The organism is Portibacter lacus, from assembly GCF_021533215.1.
GTDB lineage: Bacteria > Bacteroidota > Bacteroidia > Chitinophagales > Saprospiraceae > Portibacter > Portibacter lacus.
Genome location: NZ_JAJNKA010000004.1, coordinates 379,497 through 392,821, shown reverse-complemented (window position 1 = coordinate 392,821; position 13,325 = coordinate 379,497). Strand labels below are relative to the sequence as shown.

General features: G+C 36.2%; 13 protein-coding genes. 3 read left to right on the top strand and 10 right to left on the bottom strand.

Annotation, left to right across the window (positions count from 1 at the left end; genetic code table 11):
- Positions 1-51: 51 nt before the first annotated feature.
- The 7 genes from L2586_RS09125 to L2586_RS09095 are packed head-to-tail and all read right to left on the bottom strand — an operon-like array spanning position 52 to position 5,469.
- Positions 52-411, bottom strand: coding sequence for a DoxX family protein (locus L2586_RS09125; RefSeq protein WP_235292575.1), 360 nt, complete (start codon positions 409-411; stop codon positions 52-54).
- A complete protein-coding gene (locus L2586_RS09120; RefSeq protein WP_235292574.1) occupies positions 408-917 on the bottom strand; it encodes a TrmH family RNA methyltransferase in 510 nt (169 codons plus the stop codon). Before L2586_RS09120 ends, L2586_RS09125 begins: the two co-directional genes overlap by 4 nt.
- Positions 892-1,743: a mechanosensitive ion channel family protein gene (locus tag L2586_RS09115; RefSeq protein WP_235292573.1), complete on the bottom strand. Its 852-nt coding sequence runs from the start codon at positions 1,741-1,743 to the stop codon at positions 892-894. Before L2586_RS09115 ends, L2586_RS09120 begins: the two co-directional genes overlap by 26 nt.
- 9 nt (positions 1,744-1,752) lie before the next feature.
- Positions 1,753-2,532 carry a tryptophan-rich sensory protein gene (locus L2586_RS09110; RefSeq protein WP_235292572.1) on the bottom strand — a complete coding sequence of 260 codons (780 nt, stop codon included), beginning with the start codon at positions 2,530-2,532 and terminating at the stop codon, positions 1,753-1,755.
- Entirely contained in the window at positions 2,533-3,003 is a 471-nt protein-coding gene (locus L2586_RS09105; protein ID WP_235292571.1) for a hypothetical protein, read from the bottom strand.
- Positions 3,004-3,016: 13 nt separating this feature from the next.
- On the bottom strand, positions 3,017-3,889 hold the full coding sequence (locus L2586_RS09100) for a hypothetical protein (protein ID WP_235292570.1): 873 nt from the start codon (positions 3,887-3,889) through the stop codon (positions 3,017-3,019).
- Positions 3,886-5,469, bottom strand: a complete 1,584-nt coding sequence (locus L2586_RS09095) for a S8 family peptidase (protein ID WP_235292569.1) — start codon at positions 5,467-5,469, stop codon at positions 3,886-3,888. The genes L2586_RS09100 and L2586_RS09095 overlap by 4 nt, the downstream gene beginning before the upstream one ends.
- 210 nt (positions 5,470-5,679) lie before the next feature.
- Here L2586_RS09095 and L2586_RS09090 point away from each other — a divergent pair, with 210 nt between their 5' ends.
- Together L2586_RS09090 and L2586_RS09085 are read left to right on the top strand one after the other, a co-directional pair.
- Positions 5,680-7,185 carry an alpha-amylase family glycosyl hydrolase gene (locus tag L2586_RS09090; RefSeq protein ID WP_235292568.1) on the top strand — a complete coding sequence of 502 codons (1,506 nt, stop codon included), beginning with the start codon at positions 5,680-5,682 and terminating at the stop codon, positions 7,183-7,185.
- Positions 7,169-7,819 (top strand): hypothetical protein, encoded by a 651-nt coding sequence (locus L2586_RS09085; RefSeq protein ID WP_235292567.1) that lies wholly within the window; start codon positions 7,169-7,171, stop codon positions 7,817-7,819. Before L2586_RS09090 ends, L2586_RS09085 begins: the two co-directional genes overlap by 17 nt.
- Here the strand turns inward: L2586_RS09085 and L2586_RS09080 are convergent.
- Positions 7,814-9,334, bottom strand: a complete 1,521-nt coding sequence (locus tag L2586_RS09080) for a GH3 family domain-containing protein (protein WP_235292566.1) — start codon at positions 9,332-9,334, stop codon at positions 7,814-7,816. The genes L2586_RS09085 and L2586_RS09080 overlap by 6 nt on opposite strands.
- A 119-nt stretch (positions 9,335-9,453) precedes the next feature.
- Complete coding sequence (locus L2586_RS09075) at positions 9,454-10,572, bottom strand: Sb-PDE family phosphodiesterase (RefSeq protein WP_235292565.1); 1,119 nt, start codon at positions 10,570-10,572, stop codon at positions 9,454-9,456.
- 350 nt (positions 10,573-10,922) lie between these two features.
- Here L2586_RS09075 and L2586_RS09070 point away from each other — a divergent pair, with 350 nt between their 5' ends.
- Positions 10,923-11,834 (top strand): hydroxypyruvate isomerase family protein, encoded by a 912-nt coding sequence (locus tag L2586_RS09070; RefSeq protein ID WP_235292564.1) that lies wholly within the window; start codon positions 10,923-10,925, stop codon positions 11,832-11,834.
- A 110-nt stretch (positions 11,835-11,944) separates the two neighbouring features.
- On the opposite strand, the gene L2586_RS09065 is transcribed toward L2586_RS09070, so the two are convergent.
- Complete coding sequence (locus tag L2586_RS09065) at positions 11,945-13,318, bottom strand: alpha-amylase family glycosyl hydrolase (protein ID WP_235292563.1); 1,374 nt, start codon at positions 13,316-13,318, stop codon at positions 11,945-11,947.
- Positions 13,319-13,325 lie beyond the last annotated feature (7 nt).

Below are 13,325 nucleotides of genomic sequence, written 5' to 3'. Positions count from 1 at the left end.
GTTTTGAATAATAACGCATGGTCTCACGTGAAAGTGAGTCCATGTTTTGTTTTAAATGTGTTTTATCTTACCCCAGAAAAACCTCGATACGATAATGGCGACGATTGCCACTAGAGAAAATAGATAACCTCCGTCTTCTGCCACCGTATGTGCTGAAAAGGCTAGAACTGCATCGAAAAAAAGTCCAGCATATGCCCATTCTTTTAGAAATTTTGAAGCATTGCTAAGAATAGCAACCAAGGCTAGTGTTTTTAAGATTCCATTAGGAATAACGATCCAAGCAGGAAATCCTAAACTTTCATAGAATCCTTGCGTCATCTCTGAATTTAGCAAATGCATGTTAATTGACATCAAGAAGACTAAACTCAAGATGATTGTTGCGATCCAATAAATAATCTTATCTCTTTTCATTTCAGTTGATTTGTAATTTCATAAAGAGCAATGGAAAGTGCAGTGCCCACATTTAAAGACCCCGTTCTTCCGTATTGCTGGATATGAATAGAGTGGTCAGCAAGAAGAAGACTCTCAGGACTTATGCCGTGTCTTTCTGATCCTAATAGTAATGCAATTTTCTCCTGTGTACCCAATATTAATTTATGAAGAGGTTTGCTTTGATCTGCTATTTCTAAAGCAATGATTTGATAGCCTCTTTCATGAATCTTATTTAACTGCACTTCGGTTTCTTGTTCAATTATTATATCGATGTATTTTTCAGCTGACCTTGCTGCCTTCTTAAACTTATCAGAATGCACATTACTATACGGTCCTAAAAAATGAATTTCGGATACACCGAATGCCTCACATGTCCGAATAATCAAACCCACATTGGCTGGAGAATGAATATTTTCAACAATGACTAAAAGCGGAAATTTCTTTTGATCCCAGTTTATTTTATCCGATGGTACTTGGTTGGACATTCAATTTTATAGAATTAATGACTTTACGTACGGTTTTCTTTCTGATGTCTTTTTCTAAATTCCTATTCTCATTTTTCTTTAATTCATATTGGAACTTAAAACTAATCTGATCTTTTTCGATAGATACGACTTTCAAATAATAACTATCCTCAACAATGAAATCAGAAAACTCTTGTATTTCTTCGATCAATTCTGATTCTAATTGCTCGATGGTATTAAAGTAATTCGATCCCAGATCAAAATTAATATTGACCTTCCTAACGTTACCCTTTGTGTAATTGATTATTTCACTGAAATAAGCTTTTTCATTAGAAATGATAATAAGCTCATCGTCTTCAGAAAGCAATTTAAGCTTTGCAAGTCGAATATCTAGAACTCTTCCTTTTAGTTCTCCTATCTTAACATAGTCGTTAATGGATAATGTATTAGATAGAGCAATGTGAAAACCGGCTATAATCGGTGAAATGTATTCTTTAGTTATGATAGCAATTGCAGCTGCAATGATACTCAGAGAAGTAAATAAGGTTGAAAATTCAACACCTATTAAACTTAAGACAAGACCTATGATACTTAAGGTCACGATTAAGTAATAGATATTCCTGACGCCTAGTGTAACATTGTTCGATTCTTTAGAAGTAAGGGTTTTCCTTCTTTTATAAACAACAAGGAAAAAGGATAGCAGAATATTTAAGGAGAATAAGAAAATTAGGAAATCTAAAAAAGTGATGACCCAGTTATAAGGTATGCCTAATAGCAAATCAAAATACCTGATTAAGATCAGCGCAATTAAAATGAGTACTTTAATGAAAATATTCAGTCTTGACATGGTGCAAAGCTACACTTTCTTTTTCTGAAATACTCCCCAAATGATCGTTATTAGTAGTAAGACAATTCCAGCAATTGCTGCCATGGCAACCGTGTCTTGATAACCAGATATTTCGGATCTTTTAATTACAATTCCAATAAATGCCCAGATCAACACTAGAATATAAGCTACATCTTTTCGCTCTGCAAATACTCTAAATCCTACTAGCGTCGCGACGAAAATCATAATCATTGCCCACACTGATTCCGGAAGCCCGAATCCATCCCATCCTATACTCACTAGCAATGTCGTTGCATTAGCAATAGTCGCAACAGTTATCCAACCTAAATACAAACTGAATGGAATATGCACCAGCCATTTGTTACTGAATCTAACATGTCGCTTGCCAACCTCTAATCTCTGGTAAATGTAAATCAACGTGATCAAAATGATTAGCATGACTAAGAAGGAGAGAAAAATCATCTTGTGATGCCATAGCAGTATCCAAGTGATATTCGCTAAACAATTAAAGACAAAGAAAAATGATATCCTAGAAATAAAGTGATGTTCTTTTATTTCATCGAAGTCTGTTTTGATAAATTGATAGATAACGAATCCAATTAAAAATAAATAAATCACTCCCCAGATTGCGAATGTTAACCCTGCTGGAACGAAAACATTCGGATATAAATCTGATAATTCACCAGTATTTATACCATTGATAGGCAATGCATTAGCCAGGTAGTTAACCGTTAATACGCCAGCTAAACATATCGTATTCAAAATTGCACACAATCTATAAATATTCATTTATTTGGGTTTTTCGCAGTTTACTTTTTTCCGCGTGTCTATTAATTGAATAATTTTCCAGCCATTTTGTTCGATCAGTTGAAAAGCATCTATCCCACAATGACTGAATTTGTCACCTATATAAAAGGCATAATCCGTCCACACTTGAGCAACACCCATCTCTACATCTACTTTCGTGTTCCAAATTTTTTCATCCCATATATCATCATGCGGTGTTCCGACTGCATTCAAGAAAGCCTGCAAGTCTCCCTTTTTGATAACGATATTACCTTCGCTATTCTCTGCACTAGTGTACATCCTTACATCATCAGAAAAAACGGAATGAACCATACTGCTATCGCCAGCTCTCATCCCATCGAAAAGTTTGATGATAACATCATGTACTCCTTGTTTTTCCACTGAATTAATTAATTCCTGGCTTTTGAGATTAAAACTGATCAGCATGAGTGATAAAAGAATATATTTTCCCATTTTAGAAAGATAGCTATTTTTTAATATAATTTACACCAAAACTTAATGTAGTGTAATCTAAGTCATTCAAACCGAACTGAATTCCACCGTGAATAATAATAGGGCTCTTCGATTTATAATTAGCTTCCACTCTGAGTACACTCGGTCGATCTCCTACTTCTAAATAGCCTATATAACCTGCCCATTCAGTCTTAAATTCCCATTGACCCTTTAAAAAATGACTACCTAGCGCATATAGGAAGGCGTCATTCTGAAAATGTAGACCATCATATGTCTGGTAAACGTACAGTCCTGTTACAAAGTATGGACGAATCCAAGTGAATGTTTTAGCATATGTTGCATCAAAAAAATAGCCCGGCGTATCAGTAAATCGTCCACCTTCCAAATTATTTCCTGAAGCAGTTTTGAAATTGGCACTAACCAAGATATCCAGCCAATTCACCTTTTCCTTCAGAACATGAAAGTAAGTTCCAAAATAAAAATCACCAGATGAAAATCCGTTTGCCTCATACTGACGTATACGTCGAGCATCTCTTAATTGGTCAGAGGTATTATAATGTTCAATGGGAACCATCCACATTGCAATCGCAATCCGATCTGAAAATGGAATATCTAATCTGGCAAAGACATCATAAGTCGGATCTTTAGTGTAATGATGATATCTGAATTGTGTGTGAAACTGTACATGTTCTGGGATGCCTAGGCTGTTAAATGTAGGAACGGGCAATGCATTCGGGCCTAGACCAGAGGTCGATAGATCAAGATACTCTTGCCATGGAGTTTTCCCATCCCACTGAACTAAGGTATTCCACCAGCCATAATCTTGAGCATCCATCTTGATTACTAAAGCTGCAAATAAGGTGATGATGAATAGCGATCTTTTCACCGCTCTATGACAAATTTTCTTGCGCTTAATGCTTTCCCTTTTTCCTGGACTTTGATGACATATACACCGACTTCTAAGTTTCCAGAATTTAATGAAAAGGATTGATTCTTGGTTTTATTCATAAAAACTAATCGACCTGCTGTGTCGAAAATGGAAATTACTTTTTCATCTTCATTCTGAAAGTTAACAAGCAGTTGATCTCCCTTCTTTATAGGATTAGGGGAAAGTCTGAAAGTGGACGCTTTATTAATTTCTACAGTATTCGTCGCTAGGCTACCTAAAGCACTATAGGCATTAATTCTTCCATGTCCATGATATGGGTCCCAACCAGCCAAATCTTCATTAGATCTTCCGACTTGATCTTCCGCAGAATTGGTAAGAATAGATCTGATAGATTCTAGTGTTAAGTCAGGATCGACGTCAAGTAAAAGGGATACAACGCCTACTACATGTGGAGTTGCTTGTGATGTTCCAGACCAATAAGTACCGTAATTACTGTTGCTATTATAACTAATTCCATAGATATAATTTCCTGGAGCAGAAACATCTATATGATCGCCATAACTGCTTCCCTTTGTGGTATTCCATGGGAAAGAATTAGAACGTTTGTCATCTGGATCAGTAGATCCGACCGCAATCGTATTATCATAAGCTGCTGGATAATATGGGACGCTGCTGTTTTCGTTCATCATACATGCAACGATGATAACACCTTTATTTGTTGCATAGTTAATTGCATCTTCCATCACTGCAGAATAGCTAGAACCTCCGACTGACATATTGAGCACATTTGCTCCATTGTTTGCAGCGTAATAGATTGCCTCTGCCCACCATGAATAATAACCTTGGTTGTTTTCATTTAGAATTTTGAGCACCATTATCTTTGAATTCCAGTTAACACCTGCAAATCCATTATTGTTATTAGCATTCGCGGCAATTATGCTGGTTACGTTAGTACCATGCCCTAAATCGTCAGCAGGGATGTCGTCATTATTAGCAAAATCCTTTCCGTGAAATCCTTTTTCATTCGACCAAAGTCTGTTTGAAATTTCAGGATGATCTAATTTTAATCCAGAATCCAGAATAGCGATGATGGTCTTTTCATTTCCTTTAGAAATTTCCCACGCCTTCTTCATTTCGATATCGGCTCCTTCTTTTGTACCATTCCCTAGCGGAAAACTTCCATCGTTATGCAAGCCCCATTGTTTCGAGAACTCAGCATCATTAGGAATAATTTCTCCACCTCCATGACCTACATAATCTGGTTCCACATAGCTGAACAAGCGAGTATCATAATATTGGTAGATTGTTTTCGAGATATTAATTTGACTAGAAAAGTCTATAGAATATGTGTCTGCTCCATTTTCAGGATTGATAACATGAATTTTTTCTACTCCATGCTGCTTATTAAGTTTATCTAAGCTGGGAATATTAAATGAATTTTTCTTGAAATCAACATGGCGCACTTGGGAGTTGTCCTGGAATTTAACCAAGATTCTTTGCGAATGGTGTTTAGCCATCGTTTGAGCACTGCAGAGATGACTCAGGAGGATCAGCGCAATAAGTTGCAAATATTTCATCAATTAGGTTTAATGCTTAGAAATATCTCAAAAAGGTAAAAGGTGTAAATAGTTGTTTTGAAATAATTCTTATCGTAAATGTAAGGATTTAGATGAATAATGTGTCTTTTAAAATATGGATATGTCATATATAAGGTAATGATCATAATTAAATAGATCTTGTACATTTTAGTTAACAACTATCTTTAAGCGTATTCTGTTAGGTTTTTTATGAAGAAGGATGAAATCTTTTACCATGTTTTCCAACGAAGTTTCTACGATGCTAATGGGGATGGTCACGGCGATCTTCAAGGGCTGAGATCTAAACTGGATTACATAGAGGAATTAGGTGTAACATCTATTCTGTTACTTCCTTTGTACGATTCAAGTTTTTACCATAATTACTTCGCGAATGATTTTCGGAAGATCGATCCAGTTTATGGAACGTTCGATGATTATATCGAGCTCATCGATGATATTCACAGGAGGGGAATGAAGTTGTATCTAGACATGGAGGTGCAATATGTAGCCGAAGATCATTTATGGTTCAAGGATTCATATGGAAATCCAGCGTCTATTTATTCTCAGCATATTATCTATAATGATGATCAGAACACGAAACCTGAGTCCATCATTTTTAACTTGACCAGTATTCATTCTTACGATGGTACGGAGAAAAAAGTGGCTTGCTTGAATATATTGAATCCACCTACACAGGAGTTAATTTATAAGGAATTCGAGTTTTGGACAGATCCATATGGTGACGGGTCTCTAAGATCGGGAGTAGATGGATTTCGATTAGATCATATGATGGATGACCTGGATGACAAAGGGACGATTACGCACGTTTACTCGAAATTATGGAAGCCATTAATAGATAAAGTTAAATCGATAAACCCAGCTGTCAAATTTATAGGAGAGCAAGCTGATTGGGACTCTCATGGCTCTAAAGGTTTTACAGAGGCTAATGTGGATTACATGTTTGCATTTCCTTTAAAATTTGCCATTAGCAATCAACATAAAGGGGACATCGAATGGGCGCAGCTCAAAGGAATAGAGATAACGCCTGAGGATAAAATGCAAATTATCATGATAGAAAATCATGATACAAATAGGTATGCTACTGATGTAGCAAGTCATCCTGGCCGACTCAGAACTGGAGCAGCGCTAAATATCCTTCTAAAAGGTATTCCAGCGATTTATTATGGTCAAGAATTAGGAATGAAAGGAGCAGGTGGCTTTCAAGCTTATGGAGTTTCTGATGGAAATGATATCCCAAGAAGAGAAGCATTACCTTGGTGGGCGAAAGTAGAAGGACCCGGAATCTGTCTATGGTATAAGGAAACTGGACCGTGGTGGGATGATTCTAATCTGTCTGACTATGATGGAATTTCAGTAGAAGAACAATTGCTTGATCCTAATTCATTACTGAATTTTTATAAGGAAATAATCAAAATACGAAATCAGCACGAAGCTTTTCAAAATGGAGAAATTGTGTTTCTCGATAATGAAAATGATTATGTAATTTCTTATATTAGATTTTTTAAGGAAGACTATTTTTTAGTGAATATTAGTTTATCAGACGAAAAGCAGTTGATTAATATTGGTCAATTTAATATCAAGGAATCAATATTTTCGTACCCTTATAAAGAAGAAAACCCCTCCATACTCCAACCATTTAGCATTCAAATTTATAGTTTATTTAACGAAAAGAAAGAATATGATATTGAACATTAGTAGTGTTTTAAAGGTTCGGATAGGTATGATGATGTTATTAAATATTTTTGCTATCCAGTTTGCGCAAGTCCCTGAAAATCATACGATTCCTGAAGTTCTTCAAGATGAAATTAATGTTGCTTTAAGTTATTATCCAGATTTGAAGGATGCTGAAATTGAATTCAGATTTAAAAGTGATATCAAGAAGTCTACCATGCAGGCTAGGCCTAAATTTGGGTCTTTTTTCAAGTCTAGAAAGAATAGAGCTTATGTCGTTTTAATCAGTGAGAATTTTAAAATTTCTAATAGGGAATTTAAGACGATAGATATGCCAAGAGATGTGATGATCGGGTGGATCGGCCACGAGCTAGGACACATCATGGATTACAGAAATAGAAGTAAGTCTAATCTTATTAAATTTGGTATTAAGTATTTATACTTTGATAATTTCATTGCGAATGCAGAGCGTAGAGCTGATTCTTATGCTGTTGCTTCTGGAATGGAAGAATACATTCTGAAAGCGAAAGAGTTTATATTAAGTAACTCTGATATTGATGTGAAATATTTAGCACGAATTAAAAAGTACTATTTATCTCCTGAGGAAATTTTAGAATTGGTCAACGAAAGAGAGGCGAAGGAAGCATCTGCTTTATAGTGTAGTGAATTCTTCCCATTCAGAAAATTTATCTTCACCCATCACTCGTTCCATTTTAACTTGGCCACCTTTCTTTTTATTTCTGCCATTCCAGTCATAGAAAACATCTGGATTTACAACTCGTACTTTGACACCTTGTAACGCTTTTGATCTTGCTACTTTATAATTTTTATTAGCCTCCTTAAGATGACTATCTAGAGTTTTAGCAATTTCTATTTCATCAGCTTTAAGATCATCAGAGCCTAAATACCACACATGATAGAAACCGTCCTCATATTTTTTAGCGCACAAGGTATACTCAGGAATAGTTGTATTGTATTTCTCTTCTAAATGTTTTACGGCGACGTCTAACTTGTTAACTGACAATTGCGAGCCAACGGTGTTCAGGAAGAATTTGGTCCTACCGGTTATCTTAATCTCAGCCTTTTCCACATTTGTAAACATGATTGTGTCTCCGATCAAATATCGCCATGCACCACTTACTGTACTTATAATTAATATATAATCTTGGTCTTCTTCGACTTGAGAAAGATTCAAACTTGGGGCTCCTTCTATCACCGATCCATCTTCTTTTATATATTCAGGTTGGAATGGTATAAATTCATAATAAATTCCATTGTCAGTGATCAGTTGCATAGCATCTGTTTCAGGTCGCACTTGGCAAGCGATAAATCCCTCCGAAGCTAAGTACGTATCTATAACGGTGACAGGCTTGCCTAATAAAGCATTGAAGCTTTTTTCATAAGGACCGAATGCCACACCTCCTGAGGTATAGACTTGTAGATTAGGCCAGATCTCATGAATGTTGTTCGCACCATGAAAATGGATAACTTCTTTCATCATTAATTCCATCCAAGATGGGATTCCACTTAATCCTGAAATGTCCCACTCTTTCGCTCGTTCAGCAATAACACGAACTCTGTCATCCCAATCATCAATTTTAGCAATATCGTCTCCTGGTTTATAATATCCCTTGAACCAAAATGGAATTCTACTTGCGCTAATTCCACTAATTTCTCCCTCCAAGTGTGTCTCTTTATCTTCGAGATCCGTAGAGCTACCTAGCATCATGAACTCTTTTTCGAAAAACTCTGGAGGTAAGTCAAAATTTCTAAGTGATAATACTTGTTTTATTCCACCAGCTCTAATGGCAGCAATCATTTCATCTGTAACAGGAATACGCTTACTAGTTTTGCCTGTTGTGCCAGAACTCAATGCAAAGTAATCAGGAGAACCAGGCCAAGTTATGTTTGATTCACCTTCATGCATTAAGTGCCACCACTCACTATTCATTTTCTCGTAATCATGATAGGGAACTTGCTTCTTAAATGCAATGTGGGGATTATTGCTATCTATGATCTCTTGAAAGTTGTAGTGCCTTCCGAATGAAGTTTCCTTTGCTTTTTCTAATAGATTTTTAAGTACTTTTTCTTGGTTACGAATGTGATCCTCTTCAGCTAATAAGAGATCACTAAAATCTATTAAACTCTTTACGATTGTTCCAAATATTGCCATATGAATGAAACCTCGAAAGAGCCATAATTGATCGGTCTATGACTATAAATCACAAAAAAAAACTCAGAAGCCTTCCTTTCAAGAAGATTTCTGAGTTTTAGAAGGAATAGGGTAGTATCCTATTTCTTCTTTGCGACAGGAACATCAAGCGTCAAATACTCATCTTTTCCAGTAACTGCATTTAAAATTTCAAATTGTAAATCTACCGTGCTTAAACTTTCGAGCGTTCTTACTAAAAGTGTTTTTTCTGAATGTGCTGGAATCTCTATGATTCTGGCATTTCTCTGAAAGCTGTACTTAGAGGTATTGTTTAATATGAAATCGACATCTGAAATGTTAGTGACTTTCACTTGTAAGATGGTAGTAGGCCCGATATAGTCATCGTATTCGAAAGAAAGCGAAGCGTTGCATATTGCCTTAAGCCACTCTTCTTCACCTATCAAATTGTTATTAAACCAAGCTACGGTTCTTCCAGCAAAAAGCGCCTCTTTCATAGATTCTGCAGTTTTCTCTTTTGCAAAAATCAATGTGATGGGTCTATGGTTTCCACTCGCTATTCTAAATTGATAATCTACTAATCCGTGAACATCAGAAGCACCTATCTGAGTTAACCCATATTCTTTAGCGATGTCAATAGTCTCTTCAGAGTAGGTTATATCATTTACTACTTCGATCCCATGTATTAAACCTTTGCTGATTAAATCTTTATTAAAGTCATTCATTCTTGCTACTCCATCAGGTCTGTGAGCAACCCAGTCTGGGTGATTCCACATTACGAAAGCACCTTGTCGTTTTGCTTCTTCGAATACATCTATAGATTCTTCGACTAATAGTTTATTAGCATCTTCGATAAATAATGCATTACAGTGACCTGGGCCAGTAGGTAACGATCTAGTAATTTCCGCACCTGGAATAACAATTAAGTCGTGAGCTTTCGCATTATCTCTTGCGATATAGTAGGCTCTATTTCGGTCTGGGTTAGGAAGATCGTCTTTGTGATTTTGGTATTCTAAGTGTTCTGTGATCGCAATGGCATCTAATCCATCCCATAATGCCTCTTCTACTCTGATATTAGGCCAAACACTCCCATCTGAAAAAACAGTATGAATATGTAAGTCAGCTTTTAAACTTAAATATCCATCAATATCAGGGAATTGGATCTTTCTGTCGGTGTCTTGAGCTGTAATTGTGTGCGCGAACAACATGGCGACAAACAAAAAGGATAAATAATTTTTCATGTATAGTATGTTTTAAGGTTTAAATAAATCAATGGTGTTGGTATAAAACTGTGTGCCGAGGAATGTGGCTTTCTGACGATTTCCATTTTGGAAACTTATCCGTTGATTACGTTATGTGAAATTCAACTGAGAGGAATTACTTAGCATACAGTTATACCTTACAATTATAGCAAATTAAAAGGATTAAAAAAATTAAAGGAATGGCCTTTTTATTAAGTTGACATTAAGAATGAAATCCTTCGAATTAACGAAGGAAAGAAGCAGGTTTTTATTTGCTTTTCTATCACCTGTGATTTTGAAAAGGATAAAATTTCATTATCTTTCTCATCAATTCAGAATTAAAAACCATTATGAAAAGAAGAAATTTTATCCAATCAGGATTAGTAGCAGCTCCATTTGTTATGGGGGGCGTGGGAAAATTAAACATTAAAACGGAAAATGCGAAGCATAATTTCAAGATGAAGTATGCTCCTCATTTAGGTATGTTTAAAAATCATGCAGGCGATGATCCAGTGGATCAAATTAACTTCATGGCGGAAATGGGTTTTAGAGCTTTCGAAGATAATGGCATGGCCAATAGATCCATAGATGATCAGAAAAGGATAGGGGAGGCACTTGCTAAGAATGGAATGGATATGGGTGTTTTCGTAGCACATAAGATTTACTGGAAAGAGCCTAATCTAGCGAACGGGAACAAAGAAAAGCGGGATGAGTTCCTTCAGTCAATTAAAGATTCTGTGGAGGTAGCAAAAAGAGTGAATGCTAAGTGGATGACCGTTGTTCCTGGACATTTAGATCTTAGAAAGGAAATGGGTTACCAAACTCAGAATGTGGTTGACTCTTTGAAAATGGCTTGTGAAATTTTAGAACCTCATAATTTGACCATGGTTTTAGAACCATTAAATTTCAGAGACCATCCAGGTCTTTTCTTAACTAAGGCCGCTCAAGGATTTGAAATATGCAGCAGCGTAGGAAGTCCTTCTTGTAAAATTTTATTCGATATTTATCACCAACAGATTACAGAAGGAAACTTAATTCCTAATATCGAGGCCGCTTGGGATGAAATTGCGTATTTCCAAATAGGCGATAACCCTGGAAGGAAAGAACCAACAACGGGAGAAATAAATTATAAAAACGTTTTCAAATTTATTCACGACAAAGGTTTCGATGGAATTCTAGGTATGGAACACGGTAACTTCAATAAAGGCAAAGAAGGAGAGGAGCAATTGATTAAAGCTTATGTGACTTCTGACGATTTCTAAATAACTGGCCACAGGGAACTTGATGCCGAAGCAATTTTAGGGTGTAAAATGACTCTCCGAATTAAAGCAGAGATTCTCTAATTGCCTGCAAACCAGTTAAATCTTTATTTTCAGTTTGAATAAATAACGTAACCCCAAGGGCCAATCGTTAATTGATCTTCAGAAAGCTTTACGGTTTCAGATAATAGCACCTTCATCGTCGAAAGATCAAAATTCTCACCTAAAGATATGGAATTTTCGGAATTTGTGAAATTTATAAAGGTAAGGACAGTATTACTGTCTTTTTTACGTTGAAAAGCCATAATATTATTCTGTTCTGAAATGCGAGTTGGAGGTGCGCCAAATTCTCCATTCCAAAGGGCTTCGTTTTGCTTTTTTAGGTTAAAAAGCGTGGTATAAAATTCTTGGTACTCATAATTTTCAAATCCAATGTCATCCTTTTCGAAGAATTCTAATCTCTTCATTAGCGGTTCTTCCTGACCACCATATATAAGAGGCATTCCATCAAAAGTAGCGGTAAATACCGCCATAGCTTTGTGAGCATCTTCCATCCGTTCAAATACAGTTCCTGCCCAAGTATTCTCATCATGGTTAGAAGTAAACATCATATGGTAGCCCTTTTCGAATTTGGCCGAATCTTCTTCGTAATAAGTCCATATATCGTCAACAGATTTCTCTCCTTTAGCAACTTCATTTAATAAGTGATGTAGACTCCAGCCATAATCTGCATGAAATCCACCGGCATTTCGCTGCTTTGGAACCTCACCTTCAGCAAGTAGAAAAATATCTCCCTGTTTTTTCAATTCTTCATTGGCCTGCATCCAAAAATCATCTGGAACACCATGGGCAACATCCATTCGGAATCCATCTATATTTCTTTCATTGATCCAATATTTTAAAACGGAAATCATCTCCTTTCTCATTTCCTGATTGTCATAATTAAGGTCAGCAACATCCGTCCAGCCCCATGATTCTCCAGTATTATAATCAATCGGATCTATGATTTCTCCTTGATCATTTTGTGTGTACCATTCTGGATGGTCCGTAATCCACTGATTATCCCAACCAGTGTGATTAGGCACCCAGTCAATTATGATTTTCATATCCAGGTCATGAATCTTCTTCACCATTGCTTCAAAATCTGCCATCGTTCCATATTCAGGATTAACATCTTTGTAATCAGCTACGGCATATGGAGAGCCAAGTGTACCTTTTCGTTCCTTAACAGAGATGGGGTGAATCGGCATTAACCAAATGATCTTTATGCCCATATCTTTAATTCGAGGCAAGTGTTTTGAGAATGCCTCGAAGGTTCCCTCTTCCGTAAATTGTCTCATGTTGACTTCATAGATGCTTGCATCTTTAGCCCACTCAGGAATGTAAGAAGTTGCAATATCTTCAGTTACTATTTGCGCTTTCTCCACTTTGGATTCACAAGCAAATAATAAAGAGAACAATAAAAGGTAGAGAGCGTAATTTTTCATTATTTGA

Bases quoted from the DNA above. Each gene is read 5' to 3' on its own strand.
- L2586_RS09125 (WP_235292575.1), bottom strand. From the start codon at position 411: ATGAAAAGAGATAAGATTATTTATTGGATCGCAACAATCATCTTGAGT.
- L2586_RS09120 (WP_235292574.1), bottom strand. From the start codon at position 917: ATGTCCAACCAAGTACCATCGGATAAAATAAACTGGGATCAAAAGAAA.
- L2586_RS09065 (WP_235292563.1), bottom strand. From the start codon at position 13,318: ATGAAAAATTACGCTCTCTACCTTTTATTGTTCTCTTTATTATTTGCT.
- L2586_RS09105 (WP_235292571.1), bottom strand. From the start codon at position 3,003: ATGGGAAAATATATTCTTTTATCACTCATGCTGATCAGTTTTAATCTC.
- L2586_RS09110 (WP_235292572.1), bottom strand. From the start codon at position 2,532: ATGAATATTTATAGATTGTGTGCAATTTTGAATACGATATGTTTAGCT.
- L2586_RS09090 (WP_235292568.1), top strand. From the start codon at position 5,680: ATGAAGAAGGATGAAATCTTTTACCATGTTTTCCAACGAAGTTTCTAC.
- L2586_RS09095 (WP_235292569.1), bottom strand. From the start codon at position 5,469: ATGAAATATTTGCAACTTATTGCGCTGATCCTCCTGAGTCATCTCTGC.
- L2586_RS09070 (WP_235292564.1), top strand. From the start codon at position 10,923: ATGAAAAGAAGAAATTTTATCCAATCAGGATTAGTAGCAGCTCCATTT.
- L2586_RS09075 (WP_235292565.1), bottom strand. From the start codon at position 10,572: ATGAAAAATTATTTATCCTTTTTGTTTGTCGCCATGTTGTTCGCGCAC.
- L2586_RS09085 (WP_235292567.1), top strand. From the start codon at position 7,169: ATGATATTGAACATTAGTAGTGTTTTAAAGGTTCGGATAGGTATGATG.
- L2586_RS09115 (WP_235292573.1), bottom strand. From the start codon at position 1,743: ATGTCAAGACTGAATATTTTCATTAAAGTACTCATTTTAATTGCGCTG.
- L2586_RS09080 (WP_235292566.1), bottom strand. From the start codon at position 9,334: ATGGCAATATTTGGAACAATCGTAAAGAGTTTAATAGATTTTAGTGAT.